The organism is Kushneria sp. Sum13 (assembly GCF_052692355.1).
Genome location: NZ_CP199847.1, coordinates 700,455 through 725,433, shown reverse-complemented (window position 1 = coordinate 725,433; position 24,979 = coordinate 700,455). Strand labels below are relative to the sequence as shown.

Sequence of the window (24,979 nt, the reverse complement as noted above, 5' to 3'; positions counted from 1 at the left end):
ACCTCGACGCCATCAAATCCGCCTGTCAGGCCGACTCAATACAGGCCGAAGAGATACCCCACGACCATCATGATCAGGCTAAAACCCCAGAGATAGATAAAGGCATAGCGGATGTAGCGCCCCATCTCGAGACCGGCCAGACCCAGCGCCAGCCAGAGTGCCGGCGAAAACGGGCTGATAAAGGTGCCCACGATGCTGCCGATCGACATGGCATGCGCCACCGAGATCGGATCCACCCCGGCACTGGCCGTAATCTGCTGAATGACCGGTAGCAGCGCGAAGTAGTAGGCATCGGTGCTGGTCAGCAGCTCCAGCGGCACCCCCATGATGCCGACGAGAATATGCAGGACACCCACGGCCTGACCCGGCAGCACGTGCGTCACATCCAGCGCAATCGACTCCAGCATGCCGGTGCCGTTGAGAATGCCCAGAAAGGCACCGGCCGCGGCAATGATCGCGCCCATGTTGAATGCCTGCGGCGCATATTGCGTGATCACGCGTGACTGCGCCGACAGGCTCGGATAGTTGAGCAGCAAGGCCACCGACAGTGACAGCATGAAGATATAGGCCGGTGCCATCAGTCCCAGCGCCAGCGACACCACCGTGACCAGCGTCAGCGCCGCATTGATCCAGTAAAACCGCGGCATACCCTCACGCGCCCGGGTGGTGTGGTCACCCTCGCCGCTGTGAGAGGTCTCTGCGGTGGCCGCCGAGCCGCTGGAAGCAATGTCCGTACTGCTGCCCGGCGGATAGTGACGCGCGATGGCCGCTTCTACGCCGCCGGCGGCATGGATCTGACGCTTTTCACGCAGCCCCAGCAACAGCGCGCCGACCACGGCCAGCCCTACGCCGATCAGCTGCACCGGAATCAGGCCGTGCCAGAGCTCGTCGGGAGAGATGTTGGTGACGGCGGCGGCCCGTCCGATCGGGCCACCCCAGGGCACCATGTTCAAAAGGCCCATGCTGGTCGCCATCAGCGTCAGCATCAGATAGGGGTTCATGCCCAGTCGACGATAGAGCGGGATCAGCGCCGGCAACACAATCAGGAAGGTGGCTGCACCGGCCCCATCCAGATGCACACAGGCAGATACCAGTGCCGTCATGACGGCCACGGCCACCACATTGCCGCGCGTAAGCTTCACCATGGCGGTAATCAGGGGATCAAAAAGCCCCCGCTCTTTCATGACGGAGAAAAAGAGGATGGCGAACATGAACATGAAGGCCACGCCGGCCACCTTGTTCACGCCCTGCTGAAAAAACTCCGAGATCTCACTGATGCCAAAACCGGCCAGCAGCGCGCCAACGAAGGGAATGGCGCTGAGCGCGATAACCGGGATGACCTTCTCAAACAGCAAAAGGGTCACGATGGTGATAATGATGGCAAGGCCTATGAGGGTCAGCACCTTTCCTCTCCCGCGTGTGTTGTCATGAAGGGGCCTGCCGGCAAAGTGCCGACTGGAAACCATCGGGCGAGACTAGAGGGCCTGAGTGCTGCAAGGCAAAACTTACACAATTGAAAGGAAAGGAATTTTTAGTACCGGCCTGATCTCACAATAAGACCTTGGTCTCAGGAACCAGACGTTCAACAGGAATCATTATTATTTAAAGCGGCATTTAGCCGTCGAGCCTTTCAGAAATGAAAGCCTCACTTGATGTAGTGATACTACTAAAGTTGAGCCAAAAAAATGGCCGATGCGTCGTTGCACCGGCCATCCATCAGAGACATCACGCCACATCAGAATAAACGAATAAAATTACTGCCTTTCCCAGTGTGCCAGAAGCTCATGAACCTGTGCTTCATCGACGTCATCGGTAATACAGGCCTCACCCAGCGCCCTTAACAGTACCAGCCGCAGCCGCGCATCCATGACCTTCTTGTCCAGATGCATCAGCTCCAGAAAGCGCTCGGCACTCACCTGCGCCGGGGCATGGCGCGGCAGGCCGGCCGCATCGAGCAGGGCCGAAACGCGCCTGACGGTGGCCTCATCCAGCCAGCCAAGACGATGCGACAGGGCCGTGGCCATCATCATGCCCGCCCCGACCGCCTCGCCATGCAGCCAGTTTCCGTAGCCCATGGCCGTCTCTATCGCATGGCCGAAGGTATGCCCCAGATTGAGATGCGCCCGTACGCCCTGCTCGGTCTCGTCTTCCACCACGATCTCGGCCTTGACGGCGCAGCTTTTCAGGATTGCTTCGGTCAGAAGCGATGCGTCCAGCGCGCGCAGACCGGCCATGTTGTCCTCAAGCCAGGTCATGAAAGTCTCATCGCGGATCAGACCGTACTTGATGACCTCGGCAAGCCCGGCAGTCAGTTCACGGGCCGGCAATGTCTTGAGCGTGTCGGTATCCACGATCACCGCACGAGGCTGATGAAAGGCGCCGATCATGTTCTTGCCGCGTGGATGGTTAACGCCGGTCTTGCCGCCCACCGAAGAGTCCACCTGTGCCAGCAGCGTGGTGGGGATCTGGATAAAGGCAATGCCGCGCTGATAGCTGGCCGCCGCGAAGCCGGTCATGTCACCGGTCACACCGCCGCCCAGTGCGATCAGGGTGGCGCGGCGATTGAAACCGGCCGCCAGCAGGCCATCCCAGATGCGCTCAACGTGTTCAAGATTCTTGGTCGCCTCGCCGTCGGGCAGGATCACCTCATGTACCTCAAAACCGGCCAGGGTTGCCTTCAAGCGCTCGAGATACAGCGGTGCCACCGTCTCGTTGGTCACGATCATGACCTGACGGCCGCCCAGATGCGGCGTTAAAAGCGAGGCATCATCCAGAAGGCCGGGCCCAACATGAATGGGATAGTGACGATCCGGCAATTCCACCGTGAGGGTCTGCATCTGCGATATCCGTTGGATCAGTAAAGGGAAAACGGCGGCATCCGGTACCGCCGCTGACGGGAAGCCTCTCAAGTGACGGACAGCTTCTCAAGTAACGGGCTGCCTCTACAGCGAGTAGCCCGACAAATCGGAGCAACAGCTGCGCGAGACGCTGCCCGCATAGCGGCGAGTGCGTCGTCGGATCTCGGCCACTACCGAGCGTGGACTGCGCCGGTCGGTGCTGACAATCAGGGTCGCAGTGTCACGATAAAGCGGATCACGCATTTCCAGCAGCTCACGAAGGCGCTGTTCCGGGTCGGCGCACTGTAAAAGCGGCCGATTGCGATCCCGCGACGTGCGCTTGAGCTGCTGCTCAACGGTGGTGGAAAGATAGATGACCACGCCCCGCTCACGCAGCAGGCGCCGATTGGTCGGATGCATGACCGCGCCACCGCCGGTGGCCAGCACGATCCCCTGGTAGCGGGTAATTTCATCGATGACCTGGGCTTCACGAAGGCGAAAGCCGGCCTCCCCCTCGACATCGAATATCCAGGGGATATTACAGCCACAGCGCTGCTCGATAACGTGGTCGCTATCGAAGAAGTCACGCTGCAGCTCGGCCGCAAGCGTGCGGCCGATGGTGCTTTTGCCGGTCCCCATGGGACCGACCAGAAACAGATTGGGTAATGCCTGCATTAGCGCACCGTCAGGGTGTCCTCAAGGATCCTTGGCGTAATGAACACCAGCAATTCTACCTTTTCATTGGACTGTTCGGTATAGCGAAACAGTCGGCCAAGGCCCGGCAGATCACCCAGAAAAGGGGTCTTGTACAAATTGTTGACCTGCTCGGTAGAGAGGATACCGCCAAGTACGACCGTTTCACCATCATTGACCAGCACCTGGGTCTGAATTTGATTGGTATCAATGGCCGGCACACCGTTGTACTGATTACTGGAAACGTCGTCATTGTTGACGATCAGATCCATGATGATGCGATTATCGGGCGTGATCTGGGGCGTGACTTCCAGTGACAGCACGGCCTCCTTGAACTGTACGGTCGTGCCGGTCAGCGTACTGTCACCGCCCTGCTGGTAGGGAATCTCCTGCCCCTGCTTGATCAGGGCCGGATGCTGATTGGCCGTGATGACCTTGGGCTGGGAAATGGTCTGACTCTTGCCCTCGGACTCCAGCGCGTTGAGCTCCAGGTCCAGCAGCACATCGCCGGAGAGATAGCCAAAGCTGAAGCCGGTGGTGGGCGCCACGCTATTGCCCAGATCCACACTCAGCCCGCCGTTGGCCGCCACACCGCTGGAGGCCCCGGCCAGATTGATGCCACTGGAAGGCGTGCCCGGACGCGACACGCCCCAGCGCACGCCCAGCTGATTGACCACCCGATCACGGGCAATCACGATGCGCGCCTCGATCTGGACCTGGCGCACGGGCACATCCAGATGATCGATGGTGCGCCGGATGGCGTCGATGCGCTCGCGGGTATCCTGCACCAGCAGCGTATTGGTACGCTCATCCACCGACACGTGCCCGCGCTCGGACAACAGTCCCAGCCCCTGTTCCCCGCGCAGCAGCGCGGCCATGTTGAGTGCCTTGGCATAGCGCATCTGCAGATAGTCGGTGGTCAATGCCTCATTGGCAGACAGGCTCTGATCGGCCTGGGCAACACGCTGTGCCATGCCGGCCAGCTCTTCCCCGGGCGCCACCAAAAGCACGTCGCCGCTGCGCCGACTGGCCAGTCCACGGGTCTGAAGGATCAGATCCAGCGCCTGATCCCAGGGCACCTGACGCAGATTGATCGTCACGTTGCCGCTGACGCTGTCGCTGACCACCAGATTGAGGCCGACCTCATCGGCCAGAATCGACAGCACCGTGCGCACGTCAATGTCCTCGAAATTCAGCGAGATGCGCTTGCCGTCAAAGGGAAACTGCGACTGCTGGCGACCAGCGGCCGCCGAATCCGCCGGCGATACCCGGATCACCGCCTCGCGACCGCGCTGGGTCGCCATCGCGACCGCCCCGGGCTGCATGGCAAGCGTGAGCACGACATCATCGCCCGATTGAGAAGGCGTCACGCGCGACACCGGCGTTGCAAAATCACTGACATCCATGATGCGCTGCCACTGTGGCGTCAGACGCACATCGCTCAGACGCACTCGCGCCTGCCCGCCCTGCACATCCAGCTGGGGCGAGATGCCCTGCCGGTCCAGAGACACGACCAGCTCTCCGGCGCCCTGCCCGGCGGCGCGATAGTCAATATTGTCGATGCGGGCACGGGCATCGCTGACCGCCGAGGCCCCACTGTCATCATAGGCTCGGGTAGCCGCACCGCCCGCCTGAACGGCGGCAATACGCTGCAAAAGATCACCGCTCTGGCCTGCCCCGCGGCCTGGCGCACGCGCACCGAGTCTGACCTCCAGCACATTGCCCACTGCAGACAGCTGCCAGCCCACCGGACGGGCCATGGCCAGAATGACGCGCAATTGATCCCCCGAAACGTGTGCCTCGGCTTGCTCGACGCTGGCACCGGTCAGCGGCACGCGCGATGACGTCAGTCGACTACCGGCGCCGTCGAAATCCAGCACCAGCCGCTGCGGAGCACTCAGCAGAGTGGACTGAGGTACGCTGACCATGCCATCGAAGGTCAGGCGAACGACCTCCTGCCCCGAGCCTGCCGGACGCAGCGAGATATCGGTCAACGAGGCAGCACTCGCCAGCGCGCCTGACAGAAGCAGTAAAAGCCCCGTCAAAAGCGTGGTGACATGACGCCCGAGTCGGTGATGATTCATCACTTTTGCAAGAAGGCGCGTCGCAGCAGAGAGCCGAGCGCGGTAAAGAAGGTGACCCTTGGGTGTCATGAGGTTGCTCCCAGCGTCAGCGTGCGGCTGACTTCGCTGAAACCGCCGCGGCCATCCGGCGCCAGCTCCGTAATCTCGATATGGTCACTGCCGATGCGGGTGACCCGTCCACTGTTTTCACCGATGTACTGTCGCGGCTCAAGGCGTACGACACGGCCATCGGGCGTGCGTATCAAGGCAATCGTGCGCCCCCCCACACTCAGGGTGCCCACCAGCCGCAAAGTGGCGAGCGCGTAGCTTTCCAGCGGCTCGCGCGCGCGGCCGGGATTTGGCCTGGCATCGCCTGATGGTGTCACTTGAGCAGGTGTCGTGGCGACCATGCCCGGGGCGGCGGCAAAGGGGCTGCGACGTCCGCCCGCGCCATAGTGCAACGGTTGATACACCGGCTGCTCGGGCAGCGCGTCCAGATGCCCTACCGGGCGATGGCGCAGCGTCTCGAGTTCGGCATCCAGCTGTGCACTGCTGTCGCGCTCACAGCCCCAGAGCCCCAGACACAGTGCCAGCATGATCAATGGAGAGGCTCTCATGGCGTCACCGTCGCGTTTGAACCGGTGTCTGCCTGTTCGGGCTCATAGCGATAGGTCTCGGCCTGTAGCGACAGGACCAGCGCATCATTGGCCTCGCTGCCCGTGGGCGCCGGGGTCTCGCTGGCCGTAGGCGCTAAAGTAAAGTCATGCAGCGTCACGATGCGCGGCAGCTCCGCCACCCGTGAGATAAAGGCCGCCAGGTGGTGATAATCGCCACGCACCTGAATATCCAGCGGCTGGGTAATATAGAAAGGATGCGCCTCGGTCGAGGCCAGCCGGATAAAGTCGATGTCGAGCTGCTGCTGACGAGCAGCGTCGCTGATGTCATCGAGCAGTGCCGGCACTTCGCTGTCCGTGGGCAGCATGCTCAACAGTGCGCCCATGCGCACATCCAGTTCCTGCATACGCCTTTCCAGCAGCGGCAGGTTGGCCGCCTGGAAGGCGCGCGTGGCGTACTGCGACTTCATCGTTTCCACCTGCGCACGGGCATCACTGACTTCACGCGCGACGGGGGCGGCCAGATACCACTGCGCCCCGAACGCCACTACCAAAGTCACCAGCGCGCAAAAAAGTACCCGCAAAAGCCAGGGCCAGCTGCCCCCTTCTTCAAGGCTCAGTTCGGTCAGGCGAACCTGACGCAGCCGCTGCCATTCAAGACGCCAGTCGATGCGGGTCATGGTGAGGCCTCCGCGGTCGTCGCCGACGAGCTTTCATGCAGAGGGTGCTCCGGCACCTGCAGATTGAAGCGCCGACGGTTTGAACGCTCGTTTTCAGCACGCACGTCCAGCAGCAGGGGCTCCCCCAGTACCGGCGCATTCGAGAGCGCGCGCATCTGATCGGAGACCTGACGGTTGGTGGTCGCCAGCCCACTGATTTCGAGCTGGCCGTCATGGCGCGCCACCCGGTCGTAGACTACTCCGTCGACCAGGGTATCGGTCAGCGCCTGAAAAAGCGCCACGGTCTGGGAGCGCGAGAACTGCAGCTGCCGGATCAGCTCGATGCGTTCCTGCATCTGGTGGCGCCGATCCTCAAGGGCATGCCCCTGAGTGATGTCGTGCTCAAGGCTTTCGGTGCGCTGCTGGATATAAGCGATGTCGGCATTGACGCGCCCCAACTGGTATTGCTGCCAGGACTGGCACAAAAACCCGATACCCAGCCCGACAAGTACGGCAAGCAACAGCCAGAGGTGAAAGCGTCGAGTGCGCCGCTCACGTGCCTGCTCCCGCCAGGGCAGCAGGTTGATGTCGATCGGGGCATCGCCCGGTGTTTCGATCACCGTGCTCATGACAGCGACCTCATGGCCAGCCCGCAGGCGGTCATCATGGCCGGGGCATCGAGAGCGAGACTGGCATTGTCGATGCCGCTGCCAATACGCATGGTGGCAAACGGATTGGCCGGCACAACCTCCAGTCGGCTTTCCTCGGCCAGCCGCTCGGCCAGCCCTTCGATGACGCTGGAGCCGCCGGCCAGAATCAGACGTTCGATATCACAGGCACCGGCCGTGGTGTAGTAAAGCTTGAGCGAGCGCATGATCTGCTGGACCAGCGACTCTCGAAAGGGATGGAGAATGCGCTGGCGATAGTCCGGCAGGTCGCCGGTTTTTTTGGCACGCCCGGCATCGTCAAAGGTCAGACGATAGTGCTGGCGAATCTCGTCGGTCAGCTGACGTCCGCCCATGACGTTGTCACGGGTATGGACGATGCGACCGCGATGCACGATGTGAAAGGCAGTCATGCTGGCACCGATGTCGATCAGGGCACTGCCCCGGTCGGGGTGATGAGAGATCCGGGAGAGCAGATAGCGGGTTGCACGCTCCATGGCGAACATTTCGACATCCACCACCGCCGGCTCAAGGCCGACCTGTTCGAGAACATCGGTGAGCTGCTGCATGTCCTGACGCCGACAGGCCACCAGCAGGATGTCCTGCTGATCGTCGTAGCGGGCGTTGACACCCAGACGCTGAAAATCGAGGGTCACTTCATTGAACGGAAACGGAATGTGCTTGTCCGATTCCATGGCAATACGCTGGGCGATGTCATTGTCATCAAACGACACCGGCATGCTCAGCACCTTGGTAATCACGGCGCCGGTGGGCACGGCCACCACGGCACGACGCGCACGCGGACCGGCATGGTCAATGGCACGAGACAGGGCCATGACCACCTGATCGACATCACGAATGCGTCGCTCGACCACGGCGCGATCCACCAGCGGGCGTACGGCCCAGGAGGCCACCCGCCAATGATCACTGTGACGCTCAAGCTCGAGCAGCTTGACGGTGGCAGAGGTAATATCCACGCCGATCAAACCCTGTGTCGCACGTCCAAAACCCAGCACTTGAGTTCTCCGGCCAGTGGCACGTCCCTTGTAGACGTTATTTATAACGTGGCCCGGTCCGCACCGATGGCGCAAATAACGGGGTTTACTCGCGCTTTAAACGGTTTTAAAAGCACGTACTCTGTGCTCGACTACCCATTAACGCTGGTCGCCCTGGCACCGGCTACTTATAATGCCCGGCTTGCTAGTGCCATATTCCCGCGCGGTCTTCGACGACGACGCCAGACGGTCACCGATCCCCTGCGTACACAAGCCCGCCTCATTGACGGAACACGTGTTACATGACGTTCATCAAGCGCCTGGTTTTCCACCTCTTTTTCCTGCTGCTGGCCATAACGGCAGGCATCGCACTTTCTGTAGCTGGCGCTGCGCTCTACTTCGCTCCCAGCCTGCCCGACGTTCACCAGCTACAGGACTACCAGCTCGAAATGCCGCTGCGGGTCTATACCCGCGATGACAAGCTCATCGGTGAGTTCGGTGCCCAGCGCCGCCAGCTGGTCAAGGGTGACGAGATTCCGCAGGACTTCATCAATGCCCTGCTGGCCGCTGAAGACGCCGGTTTCTATCAGCACCCGGGTGTGGATCCGCGCGGCCTGATGCGTGCAGCACTGGAGCTTGGGACCAGCGGTCGCATTCGCTCCGGCGGCAGTACCATCACCATGCAGGTAGCTCGTAACTACCTGCTCACCCTGGATCAGACCTTTACCCGCAAGATTCGCGAGATCCTGCTGTCGCTGCAGATGGAACAGATTCTGTCCAAGCAGCAGATTCTTGAGCTTTACGTCAACAAGATCTATCTGGGCCAGGGTGCCTACGGTGTGGGGGCAGCCGCCGAGGCCTATTTCGACAAGCCGCTTGATGAGCTGAGCCTGCCGGAGCTGGCCACCATTGCCGGTCTGCCCAAGGCCCCGTCGAGTTTGAACCCGATCAGCAATCCTCAGCGTTCGCTGATTCGCCGCAACTGGGTCCTGCTGCGCATGCATCAGCTGGGCATGATCGACCAGAACGCCTATCAGGACGCCGTTCAGGCACCGATCGAAACCAAGCGCCACCACTCCCAGCCTGACGTCCAGGCCCCCTGGGTGGCCGAGATGGCCCGTCAGTACGCGCTCGAGCGCTTTGGCGACGAGGCCTATACCGGTAATTACCGCATTGTCACGACCCTTGACAGCAGGATGCAGGAAGCCGCTCGCAATGCGCTGATCCACGGCCTGGTGGACTACGACACCCGCCACGGCTGGCGTGGTGCCGAACAAAGCGACATCCCGGCCAGCCTGTCGGAAGCCCAGGACCGCACCGATCGTGCCGGTCTTGAAGAAGAGCTTTCCGAGTCACCGGAAGTCGAAAGCACTGCCCGGGAGGCCGCCGCGCGCAGCAAGGCATCGGTGCCCGGTATCGACGGGGATGTCAGCAACTGGCAGCGCGTGCTCGATGCCACACCGCGCCTGGGGCCGCTACAGCCGGCCATCGTGATCGACACCAATGGCCGCACCATGCGGGTGCTCAATGACAACGATGAAGTCGTGACCCTTGAATGGCCGGGGCTTGAATGGGCCGCACGCTACCTGAGCCCGCGCGGCCGGGCGGCAGCGCCGAGCAGTGCCGGTCAGATCGCCAAACGCGGGGATCTGGTGCGCATCATGGAGCGCAGCCGCGGTGACGGCTGGCGACTGGCGCAGATGCCGCAGGCCGAAGGCGCGCTGGTATCGCTGGATCCGCAGACCGGCGCTCTGAGGGCATTGCAGGGTGGCTTCAGCTTCGCCAGCAGCAAGTTCAACCGGGTCACGCAGGCGCGCCGCCAGCCCGGCTCCAACTTCAAGCCGTTCATCTATCTGGCCGCGCTTGAAAACGGCATGACGCCGGCCACCATCGTCAACGACGCACCGATCGTGCAGGCCGGCATCGGCAATCAGGACGCCTGGCGCCCGGAGAACTCCGAGCGCAGCTTTGGTGGCCCGACCCGGCTGCGAGTGGGGCTTTACCGCTCGCTCAACCTGGTGACCATCCGCACTCTTCAGTCAGTGGGGCTGGACCAGACCATCGACTTTCTGGTCAACATGGGCTTTGAGCGCAAGCGCCTGCCACACGGCCTGTCGCTGGCGCTGGGCACGGCCGAGCTGACGCCGCTTGAGGTTGCTCGCGGCTACGCTGAAATCGCCAATGGTGGTTTCCGCATCAAGCCATGGTTCATCGAGAGCGTGACCCAGGGCGAGGACGGCCCCAACCTGCTGGAAGAGACCAATCCGCCGGCGGCCTGTCGCGAGTGTGACCCAATGGACGCCACGGTGACCATCGATGACCGTACCTACCCGATCGCCGAACGTGTGGCCTCGCCCGAGTCGGTGTATATGCTGCGCACCATGATGCGCGATGTCATCGAACGGGGCACCGGACGCGCCGCACTGTCGCTCAATCGAGGGGACATTGCCGGCAAGACCGGGACCACCAACGATCAGCGTGATGCGTGGTTCTCGGGATTCAACAACAACGTGGCCACCAGCGTCTGGGTCGGCAAGGACACCAACGAGACCATTGCCGAATATGGTGCTCAGGCCGCGCTGCCCATCTGGAAGGATTATATGGGGGCCGTGCTCAAGGGCACACCGGAAGCAGCACCGAGTGCGCCTGACGATATCGTCACGGTACGCATTGATCCGGATACCGGCAGACGCCTGCACGATGAGGACAGCGGTGGCATCACCGAGATCTTCCGGAAGGACAACCTGCCGCCTTATCAGCCACGCTCGATTCGTCCTGAACTTGAATCGGAAAGCGGCTCTCAGGGTACCGGCAGCTACGACGCCATTTTCTGATCGCGCCTGTTTCTGATCGCGCTTATCTGTCTGTCCGGGTGCCCTGCCCGGACAGACATTCAAACTGCAACGATACATCATGACCATGTACCCACCCGTTCACGCCAATACCGATGTCACGACCGCGCCTGCGCCGGTGGTCACGTCTCGCACGCCTCCAACCCGTCGTCGGGGTCTCGGGGTATTCGTGCTCGCCGTCATGGCCGTCTGCTGGCATGGCAGTGCCCGGGCTGCCGATTCACTGTTCTATGCACCGCCGCCGCCCAGCGATGACTCCGTGCCCTTTTCGGGCGCCATTGAACTTGGCTATACGGCGCTTTCCGGCAATACCAATACCGAGACGCTGCTGGGCAAGGGCCGTATCACCTGGTATGACCAGGCCTGGACGCATACCACCCGCGCCGAGGTCAAAAACGTCAGGGACAGCGAAAACACCACCGCCGAGCAATACCTGTTCAGTCAGCGTGAGCGCTATTCGCTGGGAGATTCTCCCAACTATCTCTTCGGGCTGGCGCGCTATGAAAAGGAGCGCTTCTCGGGCTATGACAATCAGTTCACGACCATCGTTGGCTATGGCCGTCAGCTTTTTGATACCGACCTCCAGGCCCTGTCGCTGGAAGCCGGCCCGGGCTATCGTTTTGACGACTACGAAAACGGTGGCAGCCGACACATGCTGCTGGGCTATCTGGCCGCCGACTACTCCCTGTCGTTGTCCGATACCGCAAGCTTTATTCAGCAGTTTTCGGTCGAGGGCGCCGATGACAATGTGACCCTTCGCTCGTACTCGGCCATTTCGGTGTCGATCAATTCAAGCCTGGCACTGCGGGTGTCACACGACATCAAGAGCAACTCAAATCCGCCGCGTGAAGCGGATGCCCACACCGATCGCACCACGGCGGCCTCGGTGGTTTACAACTTCTAACGCCGTTCAACGTTTCAGACCACGAAGACATCACTTCTCACAAAACGTGACCCCAAACCCCGTGTCGCCTTCAAGCCTTCCGGGCACACTGCTGTCGCGCAGCGCCATGGCCAGTATTCGGGCTCGCTGCGATACCGCCATATGGGCCAAAACCACTAAAGCTGCCACCGCAGCGCATCGGTATTCAAGAGATTTCCATTATCATGGGTTCACGCTACACACGTTTTTTTGTTCCTGTTCTACCGCTTTTGATCACCGCATTGTCGAGTGGACAGAGTCTGGCCGCCGATAATGAAAACTTTGCCGGCTACTCAACGCTTGAAAGCGCCCAACAGGCCGATGACGACTTTGATGGCGAATATGCGCTGGGCTATACGAAACTGTCAGGCAACAGCAACAGCTCCAGCCTGCGTACCAATGCCGATCTCACCTGGTACCGCGGCCCCTGGTCGTGGAATCTCTATGCCGGCATCAACAGCGCCAGCGACGAAGACGACACCTCGGCCGAGAATTACAACGTCGGCGGGCGCACACGCTATGACCTCGACGATGACAACTATCTCTTTGGCCTGGCGCGCTGGCGCAAGGATCGGTTTGCCGGCTACAACTCCCAGAGCACACTGGCAGGCGGTTACGGCCGCCAGCTGCTCAGCGGCCCGCCGCAGTCGCTCTCGATTGAGGCTGGCCCCGGCGTGCGCCGTGACAGCTATACCGATAGCGATGAGAAAAAATATCGGGCGCTGGCCTATAGCGGCCTGAACTATCGCTGGCAGGTCTCGGATACGGCGACCTTCGGTCAGGATCTGGTGCTGGAAGCCACCGGGCTCAATCTCATCATGCGCTCCCAGACCTCGATGACCGTGGCCATCAATGACGCCCTGGCGATGCGCCTGTCCTACGATGTCGACTTCAATGATGATCCGCCCGAAGACGCCGAACACAAGACTGATACCACCACGGCCGTCTCGGTGGTCTACGACTTCTGACGCCAGGCGTTTGGTATAAAAAACCCCGCACCACTGGTGCGGGGTTTTTGTTTGACGCGATACGGGGCATGGGATCAGCCGCCGTAGACATCCTCAACGCTTGTCAGCGGGTAGTGAGACGGGTAGTCCTTCGTGGCCACGCCCGAATCCACTGCAGCGCGGGCCACGGCCGAGGAAACGCGATCAAGCAGGCGTGAATCCAGCGGCGTGGGAATGATATAGCCACGTCCGAACTCGAGTGATTCAAGCTCATAGGCACTCAGCACTTCCTGCGTGACCGGCTCGCGGGCGAGGTCCTTGAGGGCGTGTACGGCAGCGACCTTCATCTCTTCATTGATTTCACGGGCCCGCACATCCAGCGCGCCGCGGAAGATAAAGGGAAAGCCCAGCACGTTGTTGACCTGATTGGGATAGTCCGACCGCCCGGTGGCCATGATCACATCATCACGCGTGGCGTGCGCCGTATCGGGATGAATTTCCGGATCCGGATTGGAGCAGGCAAAGACAACGGGGTTGGCCGCCATTTTTTTCAGCTGCTCGGCGGCAAACAGGTTCGGACCGGACAGACCGATAAACACATCGGCGCCGTCGATGGCATCATCCAGGCTACGCTCGGAGGTAGTCACCGCGTAGCGCCCCTTGAACTCGTTGAGATCGTCACGGCCGTCGTGAATGACGCCCTTGCTGTCAAGCATGCGGATGTTGTCGGGCGTGGCGCCACAGGCGATCAACAAATTCATGCAGGCGATGGCGGCCGAGCCGGCGCCCAGACAGACGATGCGGGCCTGTGACAGCGTCTTGCCGGCGATGTCCAGGGCGTTGAGCAGCCCGGCAGCGGTCACGATCGCCGTGCCGTGCTGGTCATCATGAAAGACCGGAATATCGCAGCGTGCCTTGAGTTCGCGCTCGATCTGGAAGCACTCGGGTGCCTTGATGTCTTCCAGATTGATGCCGCCCCAGCTGCAGGCAATGTTGGCCACGGTCTCGATAAAGGCGCGGGGATCGGCGTTGTCGACCTCGATGTCGATGGCATTGATGCCGGCAAAGCGCTTGAACAGCACGCCCTTGCCTTCCATGACCGGCTTGCTGGCCAGCGCCCCGAGATTACCGAGACCCAGGATGGCGCTCCCATTGGAGATGACGGCGACCAGGTTACCCTTGCCGGTATAGCGATAGGCGGTTTCGGGGTCGCGCGCGATTTCACGGACCGGCTCGGCCACGCCCGGACTATAGGCCATGGCAAGATGTTTTGAGGAGGTCGTGGGTTTGGTGACTTCGATGCTCAGCTTTCCCGGAATCGGGTGAGCGTGATAATCCAGTGCTGCCTGTCTCTTGTCCTGGGACATGTCTTTTATCCGATTGAAAATCAACGATCAATCCGGCGCAGCGTAACGAAAAAGCCCCCTGCTCACAAGCTGACACGGCCCATGCGCAGCAAGGATACAAGCGCACTACATCAGGGCATTCATACCTGCCCCTCACGCCCGGCATGGAACGTGCTACCCTGCCGCGGCCCGTGAGACCACCCTCGACAGTCGGGCCGAATCATCCTCTTTTTACTTCTGGAGCAAGCCGATCGTGTCCAAGCCCGGGCCTGACCGCGTGATTCTGGCGGTGGCCGTGCCCTCACCCCTCAAGCGAGTGTTCGACTACCTGCCCGGCCGTGATGCGCCCGAAGAGGGCTGGGTCGCCGGTGTGCGTGTACGTGTGCCCTTTGGACGACGATCGGTGATCGGTGTCGTCATCGAGGTTCGCTCGCACAGTGATGTCCCCCTTGATCGCCTGCGCGACATCGAAGCCCTGATTGATCGCAGCCCCCTGCCTGCAGACTGGCTATGGCTGTGTCGGTTTGCAGCGCGCTACTACCAGCATTCGCTCGGTGAGACGATCAACGGCGCCATGCCGGCCCTGCTGCGCCAGGGGCGCCCGCTGGCTGCACGCTCCCAGGCGCGCTGGTTTCTGACAGAATCGGGACGCACACCTGGTGATGCCCTCACCCGAGCGCCTCGTCAGGCCGAGTTGCTGGCTGCCATCGCCCAGCATCCGCGCGGGCTGGTGGCGCCGGCGATCTCGGCGCTGGGGTTCAACCGAACACAGCTGAACGCCCTGCGTGACAAGGGACTTATCGACTGTCGCGAGGAAAGCGTGGCAGCGCCGGCCAGCGATCGAACGCCCGGAACACTGGCCGAGCCCACGCTGCCGCTTAACCGTGAACAGTCGGGCGTGCTGGCCGAGCTGCATCAGGATCTGGACCGATTTCGGGTATCGCTGTTGCACGGCGTCACCGGCAGCGGCAAGACCGAAGTCTATTTACAGCTGATCGAAGCGGTGCTGGATCGAGGGCGTCAGGCGCTGGTGCTGGTCCCCGAGATCGGCCTGACTCCGCAGACCCTGTCGCGCTTTCGCAAGCGCTTTAATGCCCCGGTCATTGCCCTGCACTCCGGGCTCAACGACAACGAGCGCCTCGACAGCTGGGAAGCCGCACGCTCGGGTCGTGCCGCGGTGCTGATCGGCACCCGCTCGGCGGTCTTTACGCCGCTGGCCGCCCCCGGTGTCATTATCGTGGACGAAGAGCACGATGGCTCCTTCAAGCAGCAGGACAGCCTGCGCTACCACGCCCGCGATCTGGCCATCGTTCGCGCCCAGCATGACGGTGTCCCCATCGTGCTGGGCAGCGCCACCCCTTCGCTTGAAAGCCTCGCCCGCGCACGCGACGGTCACTACCGCCACCTGCGCCTCAACACCCGTGCGGGCAATGCCGCGCCGGCCGCCCTGTCGATGGTGGATCTGCGCGGCAAACCGCAGCGCGGTGGACTGGGACCGCAGGCGCTGACGGCCATCAGGGAGCACCTGGAGGCCGGGCGTCAGGTGCTGGTTTTTGTCAATCGTCGTGGTTTTGCCCCGACGCTGACCTGTCATCAGTGCGGCTGGCTGGCCGAATGCCCGCAGTGTGACGCCCGCATGACGCTACACCGCGACCCGCACCGCCTGATCTGTCATCACTGCGAGCAGCAGCGCGGCGTCCCGGATGCCTGCCCGAAATGTGGCAGTGCCGACCTCAGACCCCAGGGGGCCGGCACCGAGCGCGCCGAAGAGGCACTGCAGGAGGCCTTCAGCGACACCCGCATCCTGCGCATCGACCGCGACAGCACCCGCCGACGTGACGCAATGGAACAGACACTGGCCGAGATCCGACAGGGCAACTCATGTCTGCTGGTCGGCACCCAGATGCTGGCCAAGGGGCATCACTTTCCTCATGTCACCCTGGTGGTCGTGGTCAATGCCGATGGCGGCCTTTATAGTGCCGACTTCCGCGCGCTTGAACATTCCGCGCAGCTGCTGACCCAGGTCGCCGGGCGGGCCGGGCGGGCGCAGCACCCGGGGCGGGTACTCATTCAGACCCTGCATCCCGAGGATCCGAGCCTGAGGCTGCTGGTTGAGGAAGGCTATGACGCCCTGGCCGAGGAGCTGCTCACCGAGCGTCGTCTGGCCGGGCTGCCGCCCTTTCGCTTCATGGCCCTGATGCGGGGTGAAAGTGCGCGCATGGAAGCCGTCATCGAACTCTTCACCCGGGCCGGAGACGCCATGCGGGCATGGCTCAATGAACGGGGTCTGGCGGTTCACTGTCTGGGCCCGGTACCGGCACCCATGGAGCGGCGCCAGAATCGCTATCATGCCCAGCTGTTGCTCAGCGCCGACCGGCGCAGCGCACTGCATGAGGCCAGTGCCTGGCTGGATGAATGGATGATGCAGCAGGCCGATGCCCGGCGCCTGCGCTACAGCATCGACATCGATCCGCAGGAGATGTATTGAGCCAACAGGGCCGACGCGACAGGCGCCTGATACACACCGGACACAATACCGGTTTTGACACTGTCTCCGGTTGAACGATAATGGCGTGCGCCAAAGCGCCTGCCCCCGTTGACCGATCGACAGCGAATTCATCGACAGTGTCAGCGCGGACGTTTTGTTACCAGGCGCGCAGTTCAAGACCTGGCCGAATGCGTCGGGCCAGTCATCCACGACCATAGATGCCAGCATGAAAGAGACGATCACCCTACTGCTCAATACGGCGCTCGAGGCGCTCAAGGCCGAAGGCGCGCTGCCCGTTGGCACCCAGCCCGACATTCGTGTCGATGCTGCGCGTGACCGGGCCCACGGCGACTACGCCAGCAATCTGGCCATGATGCTGGCCAAACCCGCCGGCATGAAGCCGCGCGATCTGGCCGAGCGCCTGATTGCTGCCCTGCCGGCCTCCAGCGCCATCTCGAGCGTCGAGATTGCAGGCCCCGGCTTTATCAATTTTTTCGTCAACACCAGCGCCGCCGGCGAAGTGCTTTTCGATATTCTCGAGGCCGGTGATGACTTTGGCCGCAACAGTGATGGTGCCGGTCAGAAGGTGCAGGTCGAGTTTGTCTCCGCCAATCCGACCGGCCCGCTTCATGTGGGCCACGGCCGCGGAGCGGCGGTAGGCGACAGCCTGTGCCGCCTGCTTGAAGCCAACGGCTTTGAGGTCACCCGCGAGTTTTACTACAACGATGCCGGCGCCCAGATCGATAATCTGGCCCTGTCGGTGGCAGCGCGTATCAAGGGCATCGAGCCCAACGATCCAGCCTGGCCGGCTGACGGCTATCGCGGCGAGTATATTCAGGACGTGGCACGCGCCTACATGCAGGGCGAGACCGTCACGGCCGACGACCGTCAGGTGACAGCCTCGGCCAATCCTGATGACATGGACGCCATTCGCGCCTTTGCCGTGGCCTGGCTGCGCCATGAGCAGGATCTTGACCTCAAGGCCTTTGGCGTTGGCTTCGATGTCTTCTTTCTGGAGTCCGACCTTTACGAGAGCGGCAAGGTAGACGCCACCGTGAAGCGCCTGATCGAGGGCGGTCATACCTATGAATCCGACGGTGCGCTGTGGCTCAAGACCACGGACTTCGGGGATGACAAGGACCGCGTAATGCGAAAGCGCGAGGGCGGATACACCTACTTCCTGCCCGATGTCGCCTATCACCTGGACAAGTGGCAGCGTGGTTTCACCACCGTCATCAACGAGCAGGGTGCCGATCACCACTCTACGGTCACCCGCGTGCGTGCCGGGCTGCAGGCACTTGATACCGGCATTCCGAAGGGCTGGCCGGACTACGTGCTGCACCAGATGGTGATGGTCACACGCTCGGGCCAGGAGGTTAAACTCTCCAAGCGGGCCGGCAGCTACGTCACCCTGCGCGACCTGATCGATGAAGTTGGCCGTGACGCCACGCGCTACTTCCTGGTATCGCGTGCGGCAACGTCCCAGATGACCTTTGATATTGATCTGGCACGCTCCCAGTCCAGCGATAACCCGGTCTATTACGCCCAGTACGCCCACGCTCGCGTGTGCAGTGTCGAGGCGAAGGCTGGCGAAAACGGCTGGGCCTTTGATGAGACTCTGGCGCGCGCGTCGCTGCATCTGCTCGAGGACGCTCGCGAACGCGATCTCATCAACCGGCTGGGCAGCTGGCCCGAAACGGTGCGCCGCGCCGCCGATCAGCGCGAACCCCAGCAGATTGCCCTGTATCTGCAGGAGCTCGCCAGCGAATTCCACACCTGCTACAACGCCGTCAAGGTCATGGTCGATGACGCTGACCTGCGCAATGCACGACTGGCGCTCGGCATGGCCGTGCGTCAGGTCATGCGCAACGGTCTTGACCTGCTGGGCGTGTCGGCCCCCAGGGAGATGTAAATGGCACAGCGCCAGAGCAAAAAGGCGCCCTCGGGCAAGGGCGCCACATCACGTAACAAGTCAAAATCCGGCGGCGACGGCTTCCATATTCCGGGCTGGCTGTGGGCACTGGTCGGCATCATCGCAGGCTTTGCCATTGCGCAGTACTTCCAGAATGATGCCCCGCCCAGGCGCGACCAGGTAGCTGCTGTCGTGGCCAAAAAGCGCGCCGATGGCGGCAATCAGCAAAAGGAAGGTGAGGCGTCATCGCAGGCCAGCGAAGAAGGCCAGATGCCGACGTTTGAGTTCTATACCCTGCTGCCCGAGTCGGAAGTGATTGCACCGAACGTGGAAGACTACAGTTCGGCCCCGCGCCCGGGCACCGAGGGCGCCGTGCTGGAACAGCACGCCAGACGCATTGCAGGCAACACCAGCAAGGCTACGGTGAGCAATCCCGATGGCAACAAGACCTCTTCATCACAGCAGAGCGCCCCGACGCAAAAGTCCGAGCCCAAAAGCAGTGCCAGCAGCAGTGATGCCATTCAGCAGATGGCCTCTCGTCATGAGGCGTCCAGCAGTCAGAAGAGCGCGCCCGCAAAGCAGACAAGTGCGAGCAGCGCCGGCAGCGGCCCCAGCTACATGCTGCAGGCGGCGTCGTTCAAGTCACAAAGCGATGCCAACAACATGGCCGGCAAGCTGCGTGACCTGGGCCTTGTGATGCAGGTCAGCCAGGTCAAGACGGCGGACAACACCACCTGGTATCGCGTCCAGGCCGGTCCCTATCGCGACTCCGGTGAGCTTGCGCGTGCCAGGGGGCTGATGCAGACCCGCGGCATCGATCCGATGCAGATTCAGCAGCGTTAACCACTACTAAGCGGTAACCACTACCACTAGTAGTGGTCCGAGGTCGACGTTGTCCCCCGGTCTCTGCTGTGCCCCTGTCTCTAAAGGCGTCTGTCGTGATACGACAGACGCCTTTTTAAAAATATCCCACGACAGACAACAGCCCGCCTAGACGCTTTTCTCACTGCCCTGCAGCAATGACACCTCATCCATCTCCTCGGACTGTTCGACATCGCCCTCCGCTGATGCACAGGAAAGGTCGTTGTCCAGGGAAGTCTGCCGAGGCTGTGCCATATCGTTACCGAAAATGTCATCCAGCAAGGGATTGTGCGGATTCATGTCGACCGTGCCCTGGAAGGCAGCGCCTTCCTTGAGGATCAGCCCGGGGGAATGGATTTCGCCTTCAACGCTGGCTCCGGCATGTATGGTCACGCTCTGCGCGGCAATCAGCCGCCCTTCAACGTGTCCGGAAACCGACAGGGAATGTCCGATGACATCTCCTTCGACCCTGCCTTCAGACCCGATGCTGACAGTATGATGCCTGAAAGTCACAGTGCCGATCATCGTCCCTTCGATATGCAGGTTTTCATCCCCCAGTATTTCCCCCGTGACCTGCGTCCTTGGACCAATCAATGCCCTGCCCGACGGTTCACGTACCGATGCCGATGCCATATCACTCGACGACTCGCGAGCAGGGACAGTAGATGCCTCTGACAGACTGCTGTCGCTTTTTGACTTATTGAACATGCTCGCCCCTCGTTATGCTGTTGCTGCGTGAACGCATTGTCCCTTCATCACTTTTCCGGGATGACGCCTGGGTAATGGGAAACATTGGTATTAATACTTATCATGACACCCAGCGTATGGCCCTGTCTGCCAGTGGTACTGCTCACCCTCTACCCGAACTGCCTTTTCTGGAGACTCGAGTGTAACGGCCGACATGCCGGGGCGAAGGCCATAGGGTCAGGGTTCCTGTCTTATGACCGTGGCACGACGCCCTTTTCAAGGAGACATTATGGGAACGGTAAACTGGTTAATACTGCTGGCCACGGTCGCCGGGGTGATGATTGTGATTGACGGCCTGCGCCGAGCGCATCGAGATCATGGTGCTGGCGGCCAATCTGCTGGTCTTGTCAAGGTCCATGATGGCGAAGAGGCCCGGGCGCAAAAAGAGACGCACGCACGCACGACCTTGGTGAACACCGCACGCAACCCGGTCATGTCAGAAGCCGTGTCGCCCCCTCCTGAATCGACGCCGGCACCATCACGTCAGAGAAGTGACCATGGGTGCAGCCTCATCGGCGCAACCCTGCATGTTCGCGGCCGCATCGAAGCTGACGAACCCCTGATCGTGGCGGGACGAGTGGAAGGCGATATTCATGCCAAACATCACTGCGTGACGCTTCTGGCCGCCGGGCGCATCGGACCGTCAGTAAAATCACAACGCCTGATCGCTTCCGGCACACTGTGTGGTGATATCGTCACCAGCGAATGTGCCCCCTTTCACTGGGGAGCAAGTTTCAGTGGACAGCTCAATGCTGCACGACTGGCATGCGACGAAGGCGTTCAGCTCAACGGCAGATGTCATATCGGCACTATGCCATAAGTATCATTTTCTCCCCCCGAAAGCCCCACCTGACAATTTCATCCCCGTCATGGCTTGATTTGGCCAACAAAAGCCCGCACTTCAAGGGAAAGTTTTCAAAACGCAGACGACTTCACGCGCCCTCGGGCGCTGTTTGCGTTCAAGTCACCAGGTGCATGTCACCAACGCATTGGAGTAGCGCCGATGACCACGATTGTTTCGGTTCGCCGCGGCGAACAGGTCGCCCTGGCTGGCGACGGACAGGTGTCGCTGGGCAATACGGTCATGAAGGGGAATGCCAGCAAGGTTCGCCGTTTTTATCGAGGCCAGGTGCTGGCCGGCTTTGCCGGCGGTACCGCAGATGCCTTTACCCTGTTTGAACGCTTTGAAGCCCAGCTCGAGAAGTATCAGGGGCATCTGACCAAGGCGGCCGTGGAACTGGCCAAGGAGTGGCGCACCGACCGTGCGCTGCGCAAGCTCGAGGCGATGCTGGCCGTGGCCGACCGCAACGCCTCGCTCATCATTACGGGCACCGGCGATGTGCTGGAACCCGAGCACGGCATCATCACCATCGGTTCGGGCGGTCAGTATGCCAACGCCGCCGCACGGGCGCTGGTACAAAATACCGACCTGTCAGCGCGTGAAATCACTGAAAAGAGCCTCGCGATTGCGGCAGACATCTGTGTGTACACCAACCACAACGTGACGCTCGAATCACTGGACTGATCATGACTGAGACTTCCATGCCCTCTGAAAACGCCAACAGCCAACACATGACCCCGCGCGAGATCGTTCACGCGCTGGATCAATACATCATCGGCCAGGCCGACGCCAAGCGCGCCGTGGCCATCGCCCTGCGCAACCGCTGGCGCCGCATGCAGCTCGACGACGCGCTGCGCCCGGAGGTCACGCCCAAGAACATCCTGATGATCGGCCCGACCGGCGTGGGCAAGACCGAAATCGCCCGCCGCCTGGCAAAACTTGCCAACGCGCCGTTCATCAAGATCGAGGCCACCAAGTTCACCGAGGTCGGCTACGTCGGCCGCGATGTGGAATCCATCATTCGTGATCTGGTGGAAGCGGCCATCAAGCTGGTGCGCGAACAGGCCAAGTCTCAGGTCGGTCACAAGGCCGATGATGCCGCTGAAGAGCGCATTCTGGATGCCCTGCTGCCGCCGGCCCGCGGCAGCGAGTACGACAGCGGCAAGAGCCGTGACAGCGCCACGCGTCAGACCTTCCGCAAGCAGCTGCGCGAAGGCAAGCTCGATGACAAGGAAATCGACATCGAACTGTCGCCGGCCGGTCAGGGCATGGACTTTCAGGCCCCTCCCGGCATGGAAGACATGGCCAGCCAGCTGTCGAGCATGTTCTCCAGCATGGGCAAGCAGAACAAGGAAACGCGTCGCATCACCGTCAAGGAAGCGCTCAAGCTGGTCCGTGACGAGGAAGCTTCCAAACTGGTCAGCGATGAAGACCTGAAAGCTCGCGCCATCGAGGCCGTCGAGCAAAACGGCATCGTGTTTCTGGACGAGATCGACAAGGTCGCCAAGCGTGCCGAATCCGGCAGCGGCGGCGACGTCTCCCGCGAGGGCGTACAGCGCGACCTGCTGCCGCTGATCGAGGGCTCGACGGTGTCCACCAAGCACGGCATGGTGCATACCGATCACATCCTCTTTATCGCCTCGGGCGCCTTCCATCTCTCCAAGCCCTCGGATCTGATTCCGGAGCTTCAGGGACGTCTGCCGATCCGCGTGGAGCTCTCCGCCCTGTCACCTGACGAGTTCAAGCGCATTCTGACCGAGCCGTCGGCCTCGCTGACGCGTCAGTACGAAGCGCTGATGAAGACCGAAGGTCTTGACGTTGAATTTACCGATGATGGCATCGAGCGCATCGCGCAGATCGCCTGGCAGGTCAACGAAGGCACCGAAAACATCGGCGCACGTCGTCTGCACACGGTCATGGAACGTCTGCTGGAAGAGGCGCTCTTTGAGGGCAGCGACATGCAGGGGCCGCTGGTCATCGATGGCGCCTATGTCGATGAACGACTGGGTGCCCTGGCGCGCGATGAGGACCTGTCACGCTACATCCTCTAAGCGTCTTTATCGTTTAACGCCAAAGGCGTATCCTGGGGGCGGTCCGTTCATGGACCGCCCGCTTTTGTTTAAATGAATGCCGGTCCCGTTCGAGGGCGTGGCGTCATTGAGTGCTTTTCAACATCATGGAGACGTCCCATGAGTGCCCCCATGCCAACAGGCGTTCACTATCATCAGCGCAGTCGCGAACTGGCGCTGACCTATGACATCAACGGTGAATCGCAAAGCTTTCGCCTCGGTGCCGAAATGCTCAGGGTGTATTCGCCCTCGGCTGAAGTACGAGGCCATAGCCCGGAACAGGCGGTATTGCAGACCGGGATGAAATACGTCGGGCTTAAAAACATTACGCCCGTGGGCAACTATGCCCTCAAGCTGCACTTTGATGATGGCCATGACAGCGGCCTCTATACCTACGCCTATCTCTGGGAGATGATCGAAAACCGCGAACTGTGGTGGGACGACTATCTTCACGAGCTCAAAAAGGCCAATGCCTCACGCGAGCCTCTGGGCATACCGCTGCAGCGTCATTGAACAAAGCGCCTGATGGGCGTCAGGACAAATGATCTCCTGAAAGCTACAATGGCTTTCGACAGGCGCGACCCTCCCGACCGGATAGACGACGCACGCATGCCCGCAGGGCAGGTAGCGCCACTGACGACACCAGAACACATGATTTGCAAACGCTGACAGGGGAACGCCATGGACAAGCAGACAACGCACTTCGGCTATGAGGAAGTCCCTGTCGAGGAAAAGGCCGGCCGCGTCGAGCAGGTCTTTGATAGCGTGGCACGCCGCTATGACGTCATGAACGATCTGATGTCGATGGGCGTGCATCGCTTCTGGAAGCGCGTGGCGCTGGAGCGCTCGGGTGTCCGCCGCGGCCATGCCGTACTCGATATTGCCGGCGGCACCGGCGACCTGACCGCCAGGTTCGTGGAGCGTGTTGGCCCGACCGGCCGGGTGGTCCTGGCGGACATCAACGCTTCCATGCTGCAGGTCGGACGTGACCGGCTGATGGATCGCGGTATCGGTGCTCAGGTCGAGATCGTGCAGGCCGATGCTCAGGCCCTGCCCTTCCCTGACAACACCTTTGACTGCATTACCATTGCCTTTGGCCTTCGCAACGTCACCGACAAGGATGCAGCGCTGGCGTCCATGACGCGCGTGCTCAAACCGGGCGGACGGCTGCTGATTCTGGAATTCTCAAAGCCCGTCAATGCGGTTTTCGAGAAGGTCTATGATCAGTACTCCTTTCATATCCTGCCGCGGATCGGCAAGTGGGTGGCCAACGATGCCGAATCCTACCGCTATCTGGCCGAATCGATTCGCATGCACCCCGATCAGCCGACGCTCAAGGCGATGATGGAAAATGCAGGGCTCGAACGCGTCGAGTACACCAACATGACCGGCGGTGTTGTCGCACTGCACCGCGGTATCAAGTTCTGAACGTCCCGTGCGGATGGTGTCCCTTGTTCGGCAGCATCCG

The 24,979-nt window shown here is 61.4% G+C and carries 21 protein-coding genes; 11 read left to right on the top strand and 10 right to left on the bottom strand.

Going from position 1 to position 24,979, the window contains the following annotated elements; all coding sequences use genetic code 11:
* Window positions 1-35: 35 nt before the first annotated feature.
* From ACUN8C_RS03465 to pilM, 8 genes are all read right to left on the bottom strand, one after another.
* Entirely contained in the window at window positions 36-1,403 is a 1,368-nt protein-coding gene (locus ACUN8C_RS03465) for a CitMHS family transporter (protein WP_445620911.1), read from the bottom strand.
* A gap of 351 nt (window positions 1,404-1,754) precedes the next feature.
* Window positions 1,755-2,837, bottom strand: coding sequence for a 3-dehydroquinate synthase (gene aroB, locus ACUN8C_RS03460; RefSeq protein ID WP_445620910.1), 1,083 nt, complete (start codon window positions 2,835-2,837; stop codon window positions 1,755-1,757).
* Between the two features lie 105 nt (window positions 2,838-2,942).
* Window positions 2,943-3,512: a shikimate kinase AroK gene (aroK, locus tag ACUN8C_RS03455; protein ID WP_108843041.1), complete on the bottom strand. Its 570-nt coding sequence runs from the start codon at window positions 3,510-3,512 to the stop codon at window positions 2,943-2,945.
* Entirely contained in the window at window positions 3,512-5,683 is a 2,172-nt protein-coding gene (gene pilQ, locus ACUN8C_RS03450; RefSeq protein WP_445620909.1) for a type IV pilus secretin PilQ, read from the bottom strand. Before pilQ ends, aroK begins: the two co-directional genes overlap by 1 nt.
* Complete coding sequence (locus tag ACUN8C_RS03445; RefSeq protein ID WP_445620908.1) at window positions 5,680-6,210, bottom strand: pilus assembly protein PilP; 531 nt, start codon at window positions 6,208-6,210, stop codon at window positions 5,680-5,682. Before ACUN8C_RS03445 ends, pilQ begins: the two co-directional genes overlap by 4 nt.
* Window positions 6,207-6,887, bottom strand: coding sequence for a type 4a pilus biogenesis protein PilO (locus ACUN8C_RS03440; protein WP_445620907.1), 681 nt, complete (start codon window positions 6,885-6,887; stop codon window positions 6,207-6,209). Before ACUN8C_RS03440 ends, ACUN8C_RS03445 begins: the two co-directional genes overlap by 4 nt.
* On the bottom strand, window positions 6,884-7,495 hold the full coding sequence (locus ACUN8C_RS03435) for a PilN domain-containing protein (RefSeq protein WP_445620906.1): 612 nt from the start codon (window positions 7,493-7,495) through the stop codon (window positions 6,884-6,886). The genes ACUN8C_RS03440 and ACUN8C_RS03435 overlap by 4 nt, the downstream gene beginning before the upstream one ends.
* Window positions 7,492-8,547 (bottom strand): type IV pilus assembly protein PilM, encoded by a 1,056-nt coding sequence (gene pilM, locus ACUN8C_RS03430; RefSeq protein WP_445620905.1) that lies wholly within the window; start codon window positions 8,545-8,547, stop codon window positions 7,492-7,494. The genes ACUN8C_RS03435 and pilM overlap by 4 nt, the downstream gene beginning before the upstream one ends.
* A 281-nt stretch (window positions 8,548-8,828) precedes the next feature.
* On the opposite strand from pilM, the gene ACUN8C_RS03425 reads away from it, so the two are divergent.
* The 3 genes from ACUN8C_RS03425 to ACUN8C_RS03415 all read left to right on the top strand — a co-directional run bounded on the left by ACUN8C_RS03425 (window position 8,829) and on the right by ACUN8C_RS03415 (window position 13,268).
* Window positions 8,829-11,360, top strand: a complete 2,532-nt coding sequence (locus ACUN8C_RS03425) for a penicillin-binding protein 1A (RefSeq protein ID WP_445620904.1) — start codon at window positions 8,829-8,831, stop codon at window positions 11,358-11,360.
* 79 nt (window positions 11,361-11,439) lie between these two features.
* Window positions 11,440-12,282: a DUF481 domain-containing protein gene (locus tag ACUN8C_RS03420; protein WP_445620903.1), complete on the top strand. Its 843-nt coding sequence runs from the start codon at window positions 11,440-11,442 to the stop codon at window positions 12,280-12,282.
* A gap of 203 nt (window positions 12,283-12,485) precedes the next feature.
* Entirely contained in the window at window positions 12,486-13,268 is a 783-nt protein-coding gene (locus ACUN8C_RS03415; protein ID WP_445620902.1) for a DUF481 domain-containing protein, read from the top strand.
* Between the two features lie 74 nt (window positions 13,269-13,342).
* On the opposite strand, the gene ACUN8C_RS03410 is transcribed toward ACUN8C_RS03415, so the two are convergent.
* Window positions 13,343-14,614, bottom strand: a complete 1,272-nt coding sequence (locus ACUN8C_RS03410; protein WP_445620901.1) for a malic enzyme-like NAD(P)-binding protein — start codon at window positions 14,612-14,614, stop codon at window positions 13,343-13,345.
* 229 nt (window positions 14,615-14,843) lie between these two features.
* On the opposite strand from ACUN8C_RS03410, the gene ACUN8C_RS03405 reads away from it, so the two are divergent.
* The 3 genes from ACUN8C_RS03405 to ACUN8C_RS03395 all read left to right on the top strand — a co-directional run bounded on the left by ACUN8C_RS03405 (window position 14,844) and on the right by ACUN8C_RS03395 (window position 19,836).
* Window positions 14,844-17,081 (top strand): primosomal protein N', encoded by a 2,238-nt coding sequence (locus ACUN8C_RS03405; RefSeq protein WP_445621823.1) that lies wholly within the window; start codon window positions 14,844-14,846, stop codon window positions 17,079-17,081.
* Between the two features lie 226 nt (window positions 17,082-17,307).
* Window positions 17,308-18,993 (top strand): arginine--tRNA ligase, encoded by a 1,686-nt coding sequence (gene argS, locus ACUN8C_RS03400; protein WP_445620900.1) that lies wholly within the window; start codon window positions 17,308-17,310, stop codon window positions 18,991-18,993.
* Complete coding sequence (locus ACUN8C_RS03395; RefSeq protein WP_445620899.1) at window positions 18,994-19,836, top strand: SPOR domain-containing protein; 843 nt, start codon at window positions 18,994-18,996, stop codon at window positions 19,834-19,836.
* A 147-nt stretch (window positions 19,837-19,983) separates the two neighbouring features.
* Here ACUN8C_RS03395 and ACUN8C_RS03390 read toward each other — a convergent pair whose 3' ends face one another.
* A complete protein-coding gene (locus ACUN8C_RS03390) occupies window positions 19,984-20,562 on the bottom strand; it encodes a bactofilin family protein (RefSeq protein ID WP_445620898.1) in 579 nt (192 codons plus the stop codon).
* Between the two features lie 232 nt (window positions 20,563-20,794).
* Between ACUN8C_RS03390 and ACUN8C_RS03385 the strand changes: the two genes are divergently transcribed.
* The 5 genes from ACUN8C_RS03385 to ubiE all read left to right on the top strand — a co-directional run bounded on the left by ACUN8C_RS03385 (window position 20,795) and on the right by ubiE (window position 24,939).
* The gene (locus ACUN8C_RS03385; protein WP_445620897.1) at window positions 20,795-21,421 is read left to right on the top strand and encodes a bactofilin family protein; all 627 of its coding nucleotides are present in this window, start codon (window positions 20,795-20,797) and stop codon (window positions 21,419-21,421) included.
* Between the two features lie 183 nt (window positions 21,422-21,604).
* Window positions 21,605-22,126 carry an ATP-dependent protease subunit HslV gene (hslV, locus tag ACUN8C_RS03380; RefSeq protein WP_445620896.1) on the top strand — a complete coding sequence of 174 codons (522 nt, stop codon included), beginning with the start codon at window positions 21,605-21,607 and terminating at the stop codon, window positions 22,124-22,126.
* Between the two features lie 2 nt (window positions 22,127-22,128).
* Window positions 22,129-23,493: an ATP-dependent protease ATPase subunit HslU gene (gene hslU / locus ACUN8C_RS03375; RefSeq protein ID WP_445620895.1), complete on the top strand. Its 1,365-nt coding sequence runs from the start codon at window positions 22,129-22,131 to the stop codon at window positions 23,491-23,493.
* 138 nt (window positions 23,494-23,631) lie between these two features.
* The gene (locus ACUN8C_RS03370; protein WP_445620894.1) at window positions 23,632-24,024 is read left to right on the top strand and encodes a gamma-butyrobetaine hydroxylase-like domain-containing protein; all 393 of its coding nucleotides are present in this window, start codon (window positions 23,632-23,634) and stop codon (window positions 24,022-24,024) included.
* Window positions 24,025-24,192: 168 nt separating this feature from the next.
* Complete coding sequence (gene ubiE, locus ACUN8C_RS03365) at window positions 24,193-24,939, top strand: bifunctional demethylmenaquinone methyltransferase/2-methoxy-6-polyprenyl-1,4-benzoquinol methylase UbiE (RefSeq protein WP_445620893.1); 747 nt, start codon at window positions 24,193-24,195, stop codon at window positions 24,937-24,939.
* Window positions 24,940-24,979 lie beyond the last annotated feature (40 nt).